Below are 16,382 nucleotides of genomic sequence, written 5' to 3' on the forward strand. Positions count from 1 at the left end.
CAATTTGGAAAGTTTCCTAACTATTGGAGGGACGCCGTATGAAGAGATCGCTCCGCCGGGCCCTGTGGGCCACCGGCGCCGTGGTCGCGCTCGCGGTCGCCGCGGTGCCCATGACCACCGCGTCGGCCGCCGGCAGCGTCACCGCCACGTTCGCCAAGGTGCAGGACTGGGGCACCGGCCACGAGGGGCGGGTGACAGTCACCAACGGCACCAGCTCCACCGTCAACGGCTGGCGCATCGAGTTCACGCTGCCCTCCGGCACCTCGATCAGCAGCTCCTGGGACGCCGACATCACCCGCAGCGGTGACCGCTACGTGGCCGTCAACAAGAGCTGGGCCGCCACGCTCGCCCCCGGCGCCAGCTTCAGCTGGGGCTACAACGGCACCGGCGCGTACAAGGCGCCGGTGAGCTGCACGATCAACGGTGGCTCCTGCACCGGCGGCGGCACGCCGACGACCACCGCGCCGACCACGGCGCCGCCCACCACGGCGCCGCCCACGACCGCGCCGCCGACGACCGCCCCGCCGACCACGCAGCCGCCCACCACGCCGCCGCCCGGTGGGAAGAAGATCGTCGGCTACTTCGCCGAGTGGGGCGTCTACGCCCGCAACTACCACGTCAAGAACATCCACACGAGCGGCTCGGCCGCGAAGCTGACCCACATCCTGTACGCCTTCGGCAACACCACGGGCGGCCGGTGCAGCATCGGGGACAGCTACGCCGACTACGAGAAGGCGTACACCGCGGCGGACAGCGTCGACGGCGTCGCCGACACCTGGGACCAGCCGCTGCGCGGCAGCTTCAACCAGCTGCGCAAGCTGAAGAAGATGTACCCGAACCTGAAGGTGCTCTGGTCCTTCGGCGGCTGGACCTGGTCCGGCGGCTTCACCCAGGCCGCGCAGAACCCGGCCGCGTTCGCCGACTCCTGCTACTCCCTGGTCAAGGACCCGCGCTGGGCCGACGTCTTCGACGGCATCGACATCGACTGGGAGTACCCGAACGCCTGCGGCCTCCAGTGCGACAGCAGCGGCCCGAACGCGTTCAAGAACGTGATCTCGGCGCTGCGGAGCAAGTTCGGCTCCAGCTTCCTGGTCACCGCGGCGATCACCGCCGACGGCAGCAACGGCGGCAAGATCGACGCCACCGACTACGCCGGCGCCGCGAACAACCTCAACTGGCTGATGCCGATGACGTACGACTACTTCGGCGCCTTCAACGCGCAGGGACCGACCGCGCCGCACTCGCCGCTCTACTCCTACGCGGGCATCCCGCAGCAGGGCTTCTGGTCGGACGCGGCGATCCAGAAACTCAAGTCCAAGGGCGTACCGTCCAGCAAGCTGCTGCTCGGCGTCGGGTTCTACGGACGCGGCTGGACCGGCGTGACCCAGGCCGCACCCGGCGGCAGCGCCACCGGCGCGGCCCCGGGCACCTACGAGGCGGGCATCGAGGACTACAAGGTGCTCAAGAACAGCTGCCCGGCCACCGGCACCGTCGCCGGCACGGCGTACGCCAAGTGCGGCAGCAACTGGTGGAGCTACGACACCCCGTCGACCATCGGCGGGAAGATGAGCTACGCCAACAGCCAGGGCCTCGGTGGCGCGTTCTTCTGGGAGCTCTCCGGTGACACCAGCAACGGTGAGCTGATCGGCGCCATCAAGGGCGGTCTCGGCTGAGCCGAGGGCCGACGCACCACCCACCCGGCGGGGAGGGGCCGCACCGGCCCCTCCCCGCCCGCGTGCCGTCCTGGCCGAGCGCGCCGATCCAGGTCAGGATGGGGAGTCACCCGGCCGCCCGGGCCGGATGTGGCACACTCGCCGCTCGACGAGTCCACGCGACGGGAGGACAGATGGGTCGCAGCCACCGGGGCCGGTTCACCGGGCTCGCCCTCCTCGCGCTCCTGCCGGTGGCCCTGGCCGCCTGCGGCTCGGGCGGCCAGGGCGGCGACACCCCGCCCAGCGGGAAGGCGCCGGCCGAGGAAGCGGCGGTCAAGAGCCGGGAACGTGTGCAGGCGTACCTGGACGCGCTCACCGCCCGCGACGCCGCCGCCGGCCGCAGCCAGCTCTGCGCGCCCATGCACGCCGCCTTCGACTCCGCCGCCACCGGCCCGAACGGCGACTTCGCCGACCACTTCACCGTGCCCGAGGCGACGATCACCGAGGTCCGCTCCGGCCCGAACGGCCAGGAGGTCAGCGCCTCGATCACGGTCGCCGTCGGCTCGCGCAAGGCCGCCCGGTCGCTGCTGTTCACGGTCACCCGTACCGGGGCGGACTGGTGCATCTCCGGCGAGGTGCCCGGCGAGCCCGCGGTCGAGGCGACCGCCGACCCGGCGGAGCCGCCGCCGCCCGCGCGGGCGCCTTCGCCGGTGCCCTCCCAGTGACCGGAACCATCCCCCTCGGCGGCGAGTGATCGAGACGGTCGCCGTACGCTTTCCTTCATGCGCCATGAGTGGCATCAGCTGAGTCACCCCGCCGTGGGTAGCCCTGGTCTGCAGACCAGCCGACCGACCGCCGACTCCGCCGAGGACGCGGCCCTCGGCCTCGACCGCTGGCGGGAGCTGCCGCGCGCGCAGACCCCGCCCTGGGACGACCCGGCCCAGGTCGCCGAGGTCTGCCGGGTGCTGGACACGGTGCCCTCCGTGGTCGCGCCCTACGAGGTCGACCAGTTGCGGCAGCGGCTCGCGCTGGTCTGCGAGGGCAAGGCGTTCCTGCTCCAGGGCGGTGACTGCGCGGAGACCTTCGCCGACAACACCGAGAGCCACCTGCTCGCCAACGCCCGCACGCTGCTCCAGATGGCCATCGTGCTCACCTACGGCGCGTCGCTGCCGGTGGTCAAGGTCGCCCGGGTCGCCGGCCAGTACACCAAGCCCCGGTCCCTGCCGACCGACGCCCGAGGGCTGCCCGCCTACCGGGGCGACATGATCAACTCCCTGGAGGCCACGCCGGAGGCGCGGGTCGCCGACCCGCAGCGCATGATCCGGGCGTACGCCAACTCGGCCGCTGCGATGAACATGCTCCGGGCGTACCTGGCCGGCGGGCTGGCCGACCTGCACGCCGTGCACGACTGGAACAAGGACTTCGTCCGGCGGTCCCCGGCCGGCGAGCGCTACGACGCGATCGCCCGCGAGATCGACCGGGCGCTGGCCTTCATCCGGGCCTGCGGGATGACCGACGACGAGGCGCTGCGCACCGTCACGCTGCACTGCTCGCACGAGGCGCTCGCGCTGGAGTACGACCGGGCGCTGACCCGGATCTCCAACGGCAAGGCGTACGGCCTGTCCGGGCACTTCCTCTGGATCGGCGAGCGGACCCGGCAGATCGACGGCGCGCACATCGACTTCATCTCCCGCATCGCCAATCCGATCGGCGTCAAGCTCGGCCCGACGACCACCCCGGACGAGGCGATCGAGCTCTGCGAGAAGCTCAACCCGGACAACATCCCCGGCCGGCTCACGCTGATCAGCCGGATGGGCAACCACCGGGTCCGGGACGCGCTGCCGCCGATCGTCGCCAAGGTCACCGCCGCCGGCGCGAAGGTCGTCTGGCAGTGCGACCCGATGCACGGCAACACGCACGAGTCCTCCAACGGCTACAAGACCCGGCACTTCGACCGGATCGTCGACGAGGTGCTCGGCTACTTCGAGGTGCACCGGGGTCTGGACACCCACCCGGGTGGCCTGCACGTCGAGCTGACCGGCGAGGACGTCACCGAGTGCCTCGGCGGCGCCCAGGGCATCGAGGACCTCGACCTGCCCGACCGGTACGAGACGGCCTGCGACCCCCGGCTGAACACCCAGCAGTCGCTGGAGTTGGCGTTCCTGGTGGCGGAGATGCTCCGTGGGTGAGGTCATCGATCTGCGGACGGACACCGTGACCCGGCCGACGCCGGGGATGCGGGAGGCGATGGCCGCCGCCGAGGTGGGCGACGACGTCTACGGCGAGGATCCGACGGTCACCGCGCTGGAGACCGAGGTGGCCGCGCTGTTCGGCCACGAGGCGGCGCTGTTCGCCCCGAGCGGCTCGATGGCCAACCAGATCGCGCTCCAGTTGCACGTACCGCCCGGCGACGAGTTGCTCTGCGACGCCGACGCGCACGTGGTCACGTACGAGGTCGGCGCCGCCGCCGCGTACGGGGGGATCTCCTCGCGGACCTGGCCCGCGGTGGGCGCGGAGCTGGACCCCGACGTGGTCGCCGGGATGATCCGGCCGGACGGCTACTTCGCGGTGCCCACGCGGGCGATCGCCGTGGAGCAGACCCACAACCGGGGCGGCGGTGGGGTGATCCCGCTGCCGACGCTGCGCCGGATGCGTGCGGTCGCCGACGAGCACGGGGTGGCCCTGCACTGCGACGGCGCGCGGATCTGGCACGCGCACGTGGCCGACGGGGTGCCGCTGGCCGGGTACGGCGTGCTGTTCGACACGCTCTCGGTCTGCCTCTCCAAGGGCCTCGGCGCGCCGGTCGGCTCGCTGATCGTGGGCAGCGCGGAGAAGATCGCCCGGGCGCGGTTCCTGCGCAAGCGGATGGGCGGCGGCATGCGGCAGGTCGGCATCCTCGCCGCCGCGGGCCGGTACGCGCTGGCGCACCACGTCGAGCGGCTGGCCGACGACCACGTCAAGGCGGCCCGGCTGGCCGAGGCGGTCGCCCCGCACGGGGTGCTCGCGTCGGTGGTGCGGACCAACATCGTGCCGCTGGACCTGACCAAGCACCCGCTGGACGCGCACGCGCTGGCGGCGGCCGCGCGGGCGGAGGGGCTGCTGATCTCGGTGCTCGGCCCGCGTACCGCCCGGCTGGTCACCCACCTGGACGTCACCGACGCGCAAATCGACCGCGCCGCCACCATCCTGAACACCGCCCTGCGCGCCTGACCCACCCCGGGTCGGCGGTGATCAAGGAGTTCGTGTCCGAATCCGCGCCGGAGCGGGACACGAACTCCTTGATCACCGGAGTGATGCGGGGAGAGGAGCGAACCCCGTCAAGGGTGGAGGCGCTTGAGGGTGGCGATGTCGGCGGCGTGGCCGATGTGCTTCTCCGTGGGGGTCTCCACCAGCACGGGCACGCCGGCGGTCGCCGGATGCCGCATCAGCTCGGCGAACGCCGGGTCGCCGATGGTGCCCTTGCCGATGTTCTCGTGCCGGTCGCGGGTGGAGCCGCACAGGTCCTTCGAGTCGTTCGCGTGCACCAGCCGCAGCCGGTCCGCGCCCACAGTGGCGACCAGCGTGTCGAGGGTGGCGGTCATGCCGCCCTCGGCGGCCAGGTCGTGACCGGCCGCCCAGGCGTGACAGGTGTCGAAGCAGACCCCGAGCATCGGGTGCCGGTCGACCGCGTCCAGGTAGGGGCCGAGGTGCTCGACCCGGGACGCCAGTGACCGCCCGCCGCCGGCGCTCGGCTCGACCAGCAGCATCGGCCCGCCGGTGGCCGCGACCTCGTCGAGCAGCGGGAGCAGCGCCTCCCGGACCTGCCGCAGGGCCGCCTCGTCGTGACCGGCGTCGACCGAGCTGCCGGCGTGGAACACCACGCCCTCGGCGCCGATCGCCCGGCCCCGCCGCAGCGCGTGGGCCAGCGTCTCCGCCGACCGGGTCACCGTCGCCGGGGTGGGGGAGCCGAGGTTGACCAGCAGCGACGCGTGGATGAACACGGGCAGCCCGCGCTCGCCGCAGCCGTCGCGGAACAACGTGTCCTGCGCCGGGTCACCGGCCGGCAGCGCCCAGCCGCGCGAGTTCGAGACGTAGACCTGCACCACCTCGGACTCGGCCGCGTCCGCGTACGGCAGGGCCGCCCGGGCCAGGCCGCCGGAGGTGGGGGTGTGCGACCCCACCCGCCGGCGCCCGTCACACCCGCTCACAGGCACGTCACCGTGACCGTCGTGCCCGGCGGCACCGGCGTGTTCTCGGCCGGGTTCTGGATCCGGACGATGCCGTTCGGGTTGAGCTGGACGTTGACCGGGAAGCCCTGGCTCTCCAGCGTCTGCTTGGCCTGCTGGCAGGGCATGTCGATCACCCGGGGGACGGCCACCTGCGGCGGGCCCTTGCTGATCTCCAGCTTGACCTGGGCGCCCTTCTCCACGCCGGTGCCGTCGGCCGGGCTCTGGCCGAGGATCTCGTCCTTCGGCTTGTCGGAGTCCTTGACGTTCTCCACCGGCTTCAGCCCGAGCTGCGCGAGGATGGTGCGCGCCTCGGTGAGGCTCTTGCCGACCAGGTTGGGCACCGTCACCGGCGCGCGACCCTTGCTGAGGATCACCGTCACCTTCGCCCCGGGCTTCACCACGGTGCCCACCTTCGGGTCGGTGGCCAGCACCACACCCGCGGGCAGCGTGTCGTCGTACCGGGAGGAGCCCTTGGCCACGACCAGGTTGACGCCCTCCAGCTCGGCCTGGGCCAGCGCGTAGTCCTTGCCCACCACGTCCGGCACCGGCAGCCGCTCCGGACCGAGCGACAGGGTCAGCGTGATCGTGCCGCCCTTGACGATCCGCGCGGCCGAGCCGGGCGACTGCCCGAGCACCGTGTCCTTGGGGACCTGCTCGTCGTGGCGCGGGGTGGCGTACTTCAGCGTGAAGCCGCCGCGCTGGGCCTGCGCCTCCGCGTCGGCCTTGGTCAGGCTCACCATCTGCGGCGCGACCGTGTAGCGGCCCACGCCGAACCACCAGCCACCCACCGCGGCGACCAGGCCGAGCACCACGACCGCCGCGGCGACGGCCAGCCGGCCGCGCGGCGAACCCATGATCCGGGTACGCAGGGCGGCGAACCCGGTCCCCGTACCCTCGTCCTCGACCGCGCGCCGCCGGTGCGGGCGCTGTGCGGCGCCGCCCTCGGGCAGCCGCGCCCACGCCGGGCGCTCGACCGGCTGGAGCGCGGCCACCATCTGGGTCGGCTGGCTCAGCACCGCGGTGTCGTCGCTGAGCTGCGGCAGCACGGTGGTGTGCGCCTGCGGGTCGCCGAGCTGGTCGCGGACCGCCTGCACCTCGCTCAGCAGCGCCGCGGCGTCGGCCGGACGGCCGGCCGGATCGCGCCGGGTGGCCCGCGCGACGAGCGCGTCGAGAGCCGGCGGCAGCGTCGGCACCAGGGTCGACGGCGCCGGTACGTCCCGGTCGACGTGCTGCCACGCGACCTCCACCGGACGGTCGCCGTCGTAGGGCACCCGACCGGTGAGCATCTCGAACAGCACGATGCCGGCCGAGTAGACGTCGGTGCGCGGGTCCGCGTGGCCCTGGGTGACCAGCTCCGGCGCCACGTACGCCACCGTCGCCATGAGCTGGTTGCCGTTCTCGTCCTCGGCGCTGGCCTCGACGGCCCGGGCCAGCCCGAAGTCGGCCACCTTGACCACGCTGTCGACCAGGTTGCGGCTGCCGCCGGTGGGCACCTCGGCGACCAGCACGTTCTCCGGCTTGACGTCGCGGTGCACCAGGCCGGCCCGGTGCGCGGCGGCGAGCGCGGCGAGCATCTGCTCGGTGATCGCGAGCGCCTCGTCCGGGTTGAGCCGGCGGCGCTCGGCGAGCACGTCGCGCAGCGTGCGGCCGCGGACGTACTCCATCACCAGGTACGGCAGGCCCGCGTGGATGCCCTGGTCGTAGACCGCCACCACGTTCGGGTGGGTGAGCCGGGCGATGGTCTTGGCCTCGTCGGTGAAGCGTTCGACGAAGCCGGCCATCCGGGCCTTGGCCTGCGGCGCCTGGGTCGGGTGAATGATCTTGACCGCCACGGTGCGCTCCAGGCGCTCGTCGGTGGCGGTGTACACGGTCGCCATGCCGCCTCGGGCGACGCGCCCGCGAATGCGGTAGCGCCCCTCGATCAGCGAGCCCAGCAACGTGTCGGCGACCTGTGTGTCCATCGGCAGGCAGTCTATGTGTCGGAAGGATGAAGGTAGAACAGGATGCTACCGCCGGGTTGCGACACGGGGGGACCGCCGCGCTCCCGGCGGTGGTGCGGGGTGCCGTGCACCGGGCCTGGCGGGCACGTGGCAGGGTGGTCGGGTGACCGATTCCGTACCCGCCGAGACCGGCCCCGACCTGGCCGGACCGGCCGACCCGGCCGGCTGGCTGACGCTGCCCGACGTGGCCGAGCGCCTGGACCTGTCGATCAGCAAGGTGCACCAGATGATCCGCGACCGTGAGCTGATCGCGGTGCGCCGCGACGGCGTCCGCCGGATCCCGGCCGACCTGGTGGCCAACAGCACCGTGCTCAAGCACCTGCCCGGCGTGCTCAACCTGCTCGCCGACGCCGGTTACGACGACGAGGAGGCACTGCGCTGGCTCTACCGGGAGGACCCCAGTCTTCCCGGCACCCCCGCCGTGGCCCTCGGCGGCGACCTGGCCCGAGAGGTCAAACGCCGAGCCCAGGCCGTCGCCTTCTAACCCACCCCGTCGATCATGAAGTTGGCGGCACGATCAGAGATCGACTTCGCCGCCAACTTCATGATCGACGCCCGCAAGGGGCGAGGGGCGGTCAGGCGGGGCGGCGGGTGGCGGCTATGGCCAGGTCGACCAGGGCCTGGCGGGCCTCGGTGTCCAGGTCGACAGCGGTGAGCGCGGCCAGGGCGCTCTCGGTGAGCGCGGCGATGTGCCGCTCGGCCCGATCCAGCGCGCCGCTGCTGGTGATCAGCTCACGCAGCCGGTCCACCCCGGCCGCGTCCAGGTCCGGTACGCCGAGCCCGGCCAGCAGCGCCTCCCGGCCGGCCGGGTCGAGCGTCTCCAGGGCGGCCGCCACCAGGTACGTCCGCTTGCCCTCGCGCAGGTCGTCGCCGGCCGGCTTGCCGGTGCGCTCCGGGTCGCCGAACACCCCCAGCACGTCGTCGCGGAGCTGGAACGCCTCACCCAGCGGCAGCCCGTACGCCGAGTACGCGGCGTGCACCTCGGCCGGCGCGCCGGCCAGCGCGGCGCCGAGCAGCAGCGGGCGCTCGACCGTGTACTTCGCCGACTTGTACCGGGCCACCTTGGCCGCCCGGTCCAGCGAGGTGTCCCCGGTGGCCTGGGTCAGCACGTCCAGGTACTGCCCGACTGTCACCTCGGTGCGCATCTCGTCGAAGACCGGCCGGGCGCGGGCCACTGTGGCCGGCGGCAGGCCGGATGAGTGCAGCAGCTCGTCGGACCAGACCAGGCACAGGTCGCCCAGCAGGATCGCCGCGGCGTCGCCGAAGGAGTCCGCGTCGCCGCCCCAGCTCGCCGCGCGGTGCCGGGCGGCGAACCGCCTGTGCATCGCCGGCTCGCCGCGCCGGGTGTCCGACCGGTCCATCAGGTCGTCGTGGATCAGCGCGCTGGCCTGCACGAACTCCAGCGCGGCCAGGGTGGCGACGACCTGGTCGGAGTCGACCCCGCCGGCGCCCCGGTAACCCCAGTAGCCGAACGCCGGGCGCAGCCGCTTGCCGCCGCCCAGCACGAACGCCTCGATCGCCTCGGCGACGGGCAGCAGGCCGTCGTCGACGGCGGTCAGCCAGCCGCGCTGGCCGGCGAGGAACTCGGTCAGCGCCTTGTCGATCCGCTGGCGCAGGCCGGCGCGATCGACGGGGGATACGGGAGCAGCGTGGGTCACGCCACGACGCTAGCGGTTCGCACCCGCTCTCGTCGTGCCCGGCGTCCCGGCGTGCCTCGTGCGTCACCGGGACGGACGGTCGCGCAGGTGGCGCGGCACGCCGGACGGCAGGTACGGGCGGGCCGTGGTGAGCGCTCGCGCGTACCCCCGGGTGGCCGGACCGGGCGGCGCGTGCGCCAGACCGCGGCGGAACGCGGTGAGCTGGCCGACGGCCCGGTGGGAACCGGACCGGACCGCGTCGAGCAGCGCATCGCCGGCCACCGCGCACGCCTCGGGCACCGCGCCCAGGCCCAGGTGAGCGCAGGCCAGCCAGCCGCCGTACACGGCGGACCGGCGCGGGCGGCCCCGCGCGCCCACCGCGGGCGTCAGCAGCGGCACGGCGGCGGCCGGACGGCCCAGCGCGACGAGCGTGCGCCCGGTCATCGCCGCCAGCTCGGCCGCGTCGAGCCAGTAGAGCCAGGGCGGCTCCCGGCCGGGCTCCGGCGTGCCGGCCCGATCCGCCCCGGCCAGCGCCTGCCCGGCGGCGCGGGGACGCCCGGCGAGCGCGGCGGCGAGCGCCACCCGGTGCAGCAGCAGCGCCCGCAGGCCGGGTGAGGCGCCGGCGCGGCCGGCGGCGTACCCGATCCGGGCCAGGACCAGCGCGCCGGCCGCGTCGCCGGCGTCGGCCAGCAGGTGACTGGCCGACGCGAGCACGTACCCGGCCAGCGGCGGCTGCCCGGCGGCCACCGCCGCCCGCAGCGCCAGCCGGTACGCGACCAGGCCCCCACCGGGGTCGCCCGCGTCGGCGGCCAGCCAGCCGGCGAGCTGCGCCGACTCGGCGAGCGCGGGCAGCATCGCCCGCCGGCCGGCGGGCCCGGCGCGCCGGTAGCCGCGGACCGCCCGCCGCAGCCGGCGGGCGCCGTGCCCGGCGAGGTCGCCGCCGCCGAGCAGGTCGTCCCAGCGCCGCAGCGTGGCGAGCGTCACCCCGTCCGCCGGGTGACCACGACCGGAACCGCCTCCGGCGGGCTCGTCGTCCGGGCCGCTCGGGACGTCGGCGCCGAGCGGCCAGGGTTCGTCCGCGACGGGCCTGCGTGGGCCGCGGCGAGCGGTCCGGTGCTCGCCGTCCCGCCCGGGACGGCCGGGCCGCGGCGGCGGTGCGGCGGCGAACGGGCCGGCCGGCGTGCGGCCGCCCGGGTCGGCCGCCCAGCGGTACGCGAGCGTGAGCAGGGCCAGCCGGGCGCGGGATCCGGCCGGGTCGACCGCGGCGGGCGCCACGCCCAGGCGGCGGCTGCGGGCGGCGGCATCGGCCAGCAGCTCGCCCGGCACCCCCAGGACCGTTGCCAGCCAGGCAGACCAGAAGTCGCCGGGAAGCCGCAGCTGGCGTTCCCAGCGGGACACCTCGTTGCGGGTCAGCGTGGGCACCCCGGAGGCGGCGCACAGCTCGGCGGCCATCCGCTGCTGGCTCCAGCCACGGGCGGCCCGCAACTCGGCCAGCAGCGGCCCGAGCAGGCGCGGGCCGGGCGGCGGGGACGGGATCATCGGAACCTCCGGGGCGACGGCGCGGATGGCGACGCGGACGCCCGGCCAGGTGGTGGCGCCGGCGCGTCGCCGTCGTGGCGACCCCCGCGCGGGCCCCCGGAACGGCCGTCGGCCGCCCCACCGCGCTGCCGTAGTTCTACCCCCGGGGTACGACGTCGCGCCGGGGCAGGTGTTCGCGGGCTGGGAAGATTCCCGGTGCGGCGTGCCGTCCCGGTTACAGTCGGTCCGTGGCGCTCGGTCTTCCCTCGGTCCTTCCCAATCCCCAGCCGGCCATCGGGGAGCTGATCCGTGACGGCCGTCCCACGTTCTCCTTCGAGTTCTTCCCGCCGAAGACCCAGGCCGGGGAGAAGCTGCTCTGGCAGGCCATCCGCGAGCTGGAGTCGCTGCGTCCCTCGTTCGTGTCGATCACCTACGGCGCGGGCGGCTCGACGCGCGACACCACGGTGGCGGTGACCGAGCGGATCGCCACCGAGACGACGCTGCTGCCGATGGCGCACCTGACCGCGGTGAACCACTCGGTCGCCGAGCTGCGGCACGTGATCGGCCGGCTGGCCTCGGTCGGGGTGCGCAACGTGCTGGCCGTGCGGGGCGACCCGCCGGGCGACCCGGGCGGCGAGTGGATCGCCCACCCCGAGGGCGTCCGGTACGCCGAGGACCTGGTCCGGCTGGTCCGCGACAGCGGCGACTTCAGCGTCGGCGTGGCCGCCTTCCCGTACAAGCACCCGCGCTCGCCGGACGTGGACAGCGACACCGCGCACTTCGTCCGCAAGTGCCGGGCCGGCGCCGAGTTCGCGATCACCCAGATGTTCTTCGACGCCGACGAGTACCTGCGGCTGCGCGACCGGGTGGCCGCCGCGGGCTGCGACACGCCGATCCTGGCCGGGGTGATGCCGGTGACCCAGATCGGCACCATCGAACGGTCGGTGCAGCTGTCCGGCGCGCCGTTCCCGCCGGCGCTGGCGGAGCGGTTCGAGCGGGTGGCCGACGACCCGGAGGCGGTCCGCCGCCTCGGCGTCGAGCAGGCGAGCGAGATGTGCGAGAAGCTGCTCGACGAGGGCGTGCCGGGGATTCACTTCATCACGCTCAACCGGTCCACGGCGACCCGGGAGGTGTGGCAGCGGCTGCGCGCCGCCGCACGGGTGTGACCACCCGCCACACGACACCCGCGCCGTGCTTCTACGGTTGATCCGTGGTGGGCACACAGCTGAACTGGGACCAGTACGCGACCGCGTGGGCGCGCTTGCACGGCGGCTTCGATCCGCGTACCGCCGCGCCGGTGGTGCGCGCCTGGCTGCGCTTCGCCTACCACGTGGGCTACGTGCTGGGCCGGCTGCGCGTCGGCCCGACCCCGGTGACCGTGTTCGGGGTGCTGCTCTGCTTCTGCGTACCCCTGTTCGTGGAGCGGCCCGGCAACGGGCCGTTCCTGGGCGCGTTGTTCGTGCTGCTGGCGGCCGTGGCCGACAGCGTCGACGGCGCGGTGGCGGTGGCCACCGGCCGCACCACCCGGCTGGGGTACGTGTACGACTCGGTCGCCGACCGGCTCGGCGAGGTGGCCTGGCTGGTCGCGTTCTGGCTGCTCGGCGCGCCGGGCGCGCTGGTGGCGGCGGCCGGTGGCCTGTCCTGGCTGCACGAGTACGTGCGGGCGCGCGCGGTGTCGGCCGGGATGCGGGAGATCGGCGCGGTGACGGTCGGGGAACGGCCCACCCGGGTCTGCGTGGCGCTGGTCGGGCTGCTGGTCGCCGGGCTCACCGGCCTGATCGACGCCGACCTGACCGCCGGCACCATCACCATGGCCACCACGGTCTGGGTGCTGCTCGCCGGGTTCGGCCTCGGCCAGTTGCTCTCCGCCGTCCGCCGCGCCCTGGTCGACGCCGGCTGACCGCCGCGCCCGGGCGGCGGTCAGCGGCACCTCACCAGGCCGGGCCGACCGCCTCCGCGACGATCTCCGCGGACAGCGTCACCATGGGCAGGCCGCCGCCCGGGTGGCTGGAGCCGCCGACCAGCCAGAGCCCGGCCGCCGGGCCCCGGTTGGCCGGGCGCAGCAGCCCGCCCGCGGTGCCGTAGATCGCCCCGCCCGGCGCGCCGGTGGCCGCGTCCAGGTCGGCCGGGGTGCGGATCTCCCGGAACACCAGCCGGTCCCGCACGTCGGCCCCGCGCTCGGCCAGCACGTCGAGGATCCGGTCCGCGTACGCCTCGGCCAGCCCGGGCCGCCGCCAGTCCACGGCGCTCGCGGCGGTGCCGTGCCGGGGCGCGTTGACCAGCACGAACCACGCCTCGTGGCCGTCCGGCCGGACCGCCGGGTCGTCGGCGGCGGTGACGAACACCGTCGGGTCCGGCGCCGGGCGGGCCCGCACCCCGCGACCCGGGTCACCGAACACGGCGTCGAACTCGGCGTCGTAGTCGCGGGGGAAGAAGACGTTGTGGTGGGCCAGCCCGGAGTCGCCGCGTACGCCCAGCAGCAGCACGAACCCGGCCAGGCTGCGGTCGGTGAGCGCGGCCAGCCGGCGCGGGTCGGGCAGCAGGTCCCGGTAGACGGTGAGCGCGTCCACGTTCGCCACCACCACGTCGGCGGGCACCGGTGCGGCCGACCCGGCCACGCGCACGCCGTGCACCCGCCCGCCCGCCGCGTCGATCCGGGTGACGGTGGCACCGGTGCGCACCACCACGCCCAGGTCCAGGCAGCGCGACAGCAGCGCGTCGGCGAGTGTGCCCAGCCCGCCGCGCAGGTACCAGCCGCCGTACGCCAGCTCCGCGTAGGGGACGGCGACGAGCGCGGCCGGGGCGCGGCGCGGGTCGGCGCCGGTGTACGTGGCGTACCGGTCCAGCAGCATCCGCAGCCGCGGGTCGGACAGGTGGCGGCGGCCCAGCCCGCGCAGACTGCGGCCGGGGCCGATGGCGGCCAGGTCGCCCAGCCGCCAGGCCAGCGCGGCCAGGTCGCGGGGCGAGTCGACGGTACGGCGCAGGATGTCCCGGTGCGAGGCCGCCCACACCCGGTCGGCGCGCCGCCACAGCCCTCGCCAGTCGGCGGCGGACCGGTCGCCGAACGCGGCGCCGATCCGGGCGGCGAACTCGTCCGGGTCGGCGCAGGAGTCGAGCGCCTGCCCGCCGCCGGGGAAGACGTGCCGCACGATCGGGTCCAGCGGGACCAGGTCGAGGTATTCGTCGAGCTTCGCCCCGGTCGCCTCGAACAGGTCGTGGAAGACCTGCGGCAGCGTGAACAGGCTCGGCCCGGTGTCGAAGTGCCACACCCCCTCCGGGGTGTGGTGGGCGTACCGTCCGAGCTTGCCCCCGACCGTGCCGGCCCGTTCGAGGACGGTGACCTCGTGCCCGGTGACCGCGAGCCGGGCGGCGGCGGCGAGCCCGCCCACCCCGGCGCCGATGACCACGATGCGCGCCATGGCGTGCCCCTCCTAGGTGACCGGGCGACCCCGCCAGGTGAGCCGGTGTCGCTTCCGCAGATGGTACGACCGGACGGTCAGCCAACCGAGGACCACGACCGACACGGGGTGGCCCAGCGCGTCGGGCCACGCCCGCCCGCCGGTGGCGCGGGCGCTGACCACCCGCCCGGCGACGCCGGCCAGGTAGGCCAGGAACGCCACGGCGGCCACCGCCGGCGCGCCGGCGAGCAGCGCCCCGGCGGCCAGCAGCGGCGGCGCGACGTAGAGCGCGACCAGCAGCGCCAGCACGGCGGCCGCCGCGGCCGGGTGCCCGAACGTGGCCCACAGCGACTTCGTGTAGCCGTCGCGCAGCTGCGGCCAGGTGTCGTACATCCGGCAGGACGCCAGCCGGGACCCGTCGGCGAGCGCGATCCGCCCGCCGGCCCGCTTCACCGCCCGGGCCAGCTCGATGTCCTCCAGCACCTTGTCGGCCACCGCCGCGTGCCCGCCGGCCCGCAGGTAGCCGGCCCGGTCCACGACCAGGAACTGCCCGCCCGCCGCTGCGAGCGAGGGCCGCCGCGAGCGTTCCATCGCGCGCAGCGGCAGGAACGTCAGCCACAACCACTGCAACAACGGCTGCACCAGCCGGTCGGCCGCCGTCCGCACCACGATCCGGGGGTACGGCGACAGCAGCGCCGCGTCCGCCGCGCGCAACTCGGTCACGGCCGCCGCCACCGCGTACGGGGTGAGCACCACGTCGGCGTCGACGAAGGCCAGCACGGCCGGTTCCGGGCCGGTGCGGGTGGCGAGCTGCCAGCAGGCGTGCGGCTTGCCCAGCCAGCCGGGCGGCGGGGCGACGCCGGTGAGCAGGGTGACCCGGGGATCGTCACCGGCCACCGCGCGGACCACGTCGGCGGTGCCGTCGGTCGAGCCGTCGTCGAGCACCACGATGCGCAGGTCCGGCACGCCGCGCTGGGCCAGCAGCGCGCGCAGGCACGGGGTGACCCGCTCGGCCTCGTCGCGCAACGGCAGCAGCACCGCCACCGGCTCGGTCACCTCGGCCGGGCCGGCGGTGGGGCGGCGCAGCCAGGCGTACGCGTTGACGAGCGTGTGCCCGGTGAGCGCGCCGACCGCCACGGCCAGCGCGAGGGCGGCGATCATGCCGGGGCGTCGACGCGCGGCGCCGGCTGCGGCTCGGCGGCCGGGTCCCGGCGGGCCCGCCACAGCGTCACCGCCAGCGGCACCGCCGCCACCGCCATCCCGGCCGCGCCCCACAGCGCCGAGGCCGGCAGCCGCAGGAACACCGCGTGCGCCAGCACGCTGGAGGCGTACGTCCAGAGGTAGAGCGCGAACATCGGGGCGTCCCGGCCGTCGACCCGGTCCGCCGACGGCCCGGCGAGCGGGCGCAGCGCGACGGCGAGCAGCACCGCGAAGCCCAGCCACCCCAGGTAGTTGCTGATCGGGATGCCGGGCAGCCCGGGCAGCGCCGGGGTGGCGTCGAGCCAGGTCCAGTAGCCCTCGGCCACCATCTGCGGGTCGAGGAACAGGTCCCAGGCGGCCAGCCCCACCGCGGAGAGCGCGATCCGCGCGAGGCGGGAGCGGACCAGCCGGACCGCGGTGAGCCAGGCCGGCCAGGCCATCCAGGTCCAGGCGAGCGGGATGATCAGCGGCACCCCGGCCAGCTTCGGGCCCAGCTCGCCGGAGTAGTCGTAGCTGCCGAACGGGAACCCGGTGGCCACGCCGATCGCCTCGACCGCGAACCCGCCGCCGGTGACGACCGCGACCAGTGCGACGGCGGCACGGACGCCCCGGGTGAGCAGCGCGTGGCCGACCGAGAGCAGCCAGCCGAGCACCACCGTGGCCACCGTGAGCCCGGCCCGGGTCGCGCCGCCGGTGAGCGGGTAGCAGATCTGGGCGAGCACCAGCACGGCCAGCAGCGCCCAGGGCAGCCGGGCGCGGATCACCGCGC

The 16,382-nt window shown here is 75.1% G+C and carries 14 protein-coding genes; 7 read left to right on the forward strand and 7 right to left on the reverse strand.

All coding sequences use genetic code 11. From position 1 onward, the window contains the following. The first annotated feature begins 38 nt into the window (after positions 1-38). The 4 genes from ACN27C_RS17475 (at position 39) to ACN27C_RS17490 (ending at position 4,862) form a co-directional block, all read left to right on the forward strand. The gene (locus tag ACN27C_RS17475) at positions 39-1,673 is read left to right on the forward strand and encodes a glycosyl hydrolase family 18 protein (RefSeq protein WP_120568795.1); all 1,635 of its coding nucleotides are present in this window, start codon (positions 39-41) and stop codon (positions 1,671-1,673) included. A 173-nt stretch (positions 1,674-1,846) separates the two neighbouring features. Beyond that, positions 1,847-2,377, forward strand: coding sequence for a hypothetical protein (locus tag ACN27C_RS17480; protein ID WP_357897231.1), 531 nt, complete (start codon positions 1,847-1,849; stop codon positions 2,375-2,377). A gap of 57 nt (positions 2,378-2,434) precedes the next feature. Then, positions 2,435-3,841, forward strand: coding sequence for a class II 3-deoxy-7-phosphoheptulonate synthase (locus tag ACN27C_RS17485; protein ID WP_013475760.1), 1,407 nt, complete (start codon positions 2,435-2,437; stop codon positions 3,839-3,841). Beyond that, positions 3,834-4,862: a threonine aldolase family protein gene (locus tag ACN27C_RS17490; protein WP_422746808.1), complete on the forward strand. Its 1,029-nt coding sequence runs from the start codon at positions 3,834-3,836 to the stop codon at positions 4,860-4,862. Before ACN27C_RS17485 ends, ACN27C_RS17490 begins: the two co-directional genes overlap by 8 nt. A 107-nt stretch (positions 4,863-4,969) precedes the next feature. Here the strand turns inward: ACN27C_RS17490 and ACN27C_RS17495 are convergent, their stop codons facing one another. Beyond that, complete coding sequence (locus tag ACN27C_RS17495) at positions 4,970-5,839, reverse strand: deoxyribonuclease IV (RefSeq protein WP_422746810.1); 870 nt, start codon at positions 5,837-5,839, stop codon at positions 4,970-4,972. Then, entirely contained in the window at positions 5,836-7,821 is a 1,986-nt protein-coding gene (locus ACN27C_RS17500) for a PASTA domain-containing protein (RefSeq protein WP_422746812.1), read from the reverse strand. Before ACN27C_RS17500 ends, ACN27C_RS17495 begins: the two co-directional genes overlap by 4 nt. 142 nt (positions 7,822-7,963) lie before the next feature. Between ACN27C_RS17500 and ACN27C_RS17505 the strand changes: the two genes are divergently transcribed. Beyond that, positions 7,964-8,344: an Rv2175c family DNA-binding protein gene (locus ACN27C_RS17505; RefSeq protein ID WP_120568800.1), complete on the forward strand. Its 381-nt coding sequence runs from the start codon at positions 7,964-7,966 to the stop codon at positions 8,342-8,344. A gap of 91 nt (positions 8,345-8,435) precedes the next feature. Here the strand turns inward: ACN27C_RS17505 and ACN27C_RS17510 are convergent, their stop codons facing one another. Next, positions 8,436-9,518: a polyprenyl synthetase family protein gene (locus ACN27C_RS17510; protein ID WP_252449240.1), complete on the reverse strand. Its 1,083-nt coding sequence runs from the start codon at positions 9,516-9,518 to the stop codon at positions 8,436-8,438. A gap of 63 nt (positions 9,519-9,581) precedes the next feature. Then, positions 9,582-11,036: a helix-turn-helix transcriptional regulator gene (locus ACN27C_RS17515; protein WP_364813895.1), complete on the reverse strand. Its 1,455-nt coding sequence runs from the start codon at positions 11,034-11,036 to the stop codon at positions 9,582-9,584. Positions 11,037-11,263: 227 nt separating this feature from the next. On the opposite strand from ACN27C_RS17515, the gene metF reads away from it, so the two are divergent. Then, entirely contained in the window at positions 11,264-12,181 is a 918-nt protein-coding gene (metF, locus tag ACN27C_RS17520; RefSeq protein WP_121686148.1) for a methylenetetrahydrofolate reductase [NAD(P)H], read from the forward strand. A gap of 44 nt (positions 12,182-12,225) precedes the next feature. After that, positions 12,226-12,915 carry a CDP-alcohol phosphatidyltransferase family protein gene (locus ACN27C_RS17525; protein WP_013287633.1) on the forward strand — a complete coding sequence of 230 codons (690 nt, stop codon included), beginning with the start codon at positions 12,226-12,228 and terminating at the stop codon, positions 12,913-12,915. A 31-nt stretch (positions 12,916-12,946) separates the two neighbouring features. On the opposite strand, the gene ACN27C_RS17530 is transcribed toward ACN27C_RS17525, so the two are convergent. The 3 genes from ACN27C_RS17530 to ACN27C_RS17540 are packed head-to-tail and all read right to left on the reverse strand — an operon-like array spanning position 12,947 to position 16,377. Beyond that, on the reverse strand, positions 12,947-14,434 hold the full coding sequence (locus tag ACN27C_RS17530; protein WP_422746816.1) for a phytoene desaturase family protein: 1,488 nt from the start codon (positions 14,432-14,434) through the stop codon (positions 12,947-12,949). A 12-nt stretch (positions 14,435-14,446) separates the two neighbouring features. Further along, complete coding sequence (locus ACN27C_RS17535; RefSeq protein WP_421498567.1) at positions 14,447-15,574, reverse strand: glycosyltransferase; 1,128 nt, start codon at positions 15,572-15,574, stop codon at positions 14,447-14,449. Continuing rightward, positions 15,571-16,377 (reverse strand): carotenoid biosynthesis protein, encoded by an 807-nt coding sequence (locus ACN27C_RS17540; protein ID WP_422751638.1) that lies wholly within the window; start codon positions 16,375-16,377, stop codon positions 15,571-15,573. Before ACN27C_RS17540 ends, ACN27C_RS17535 begins: the two co-directional genes overlap by 4 nt. Positions 16,378-16,382 lie beyond the last annotated feature (5 nt).

Origin of the sequence: Micromonospora sp. WMMD1219 (assembly GCF_049315215.1) — a bacterium.
Lineage (GTDB): Bacteria > Actinomycetota > Actinomycetes > Mycobacteriales > Micromonosporaceae > Micromonospora > Micromonospora tulbaghiae.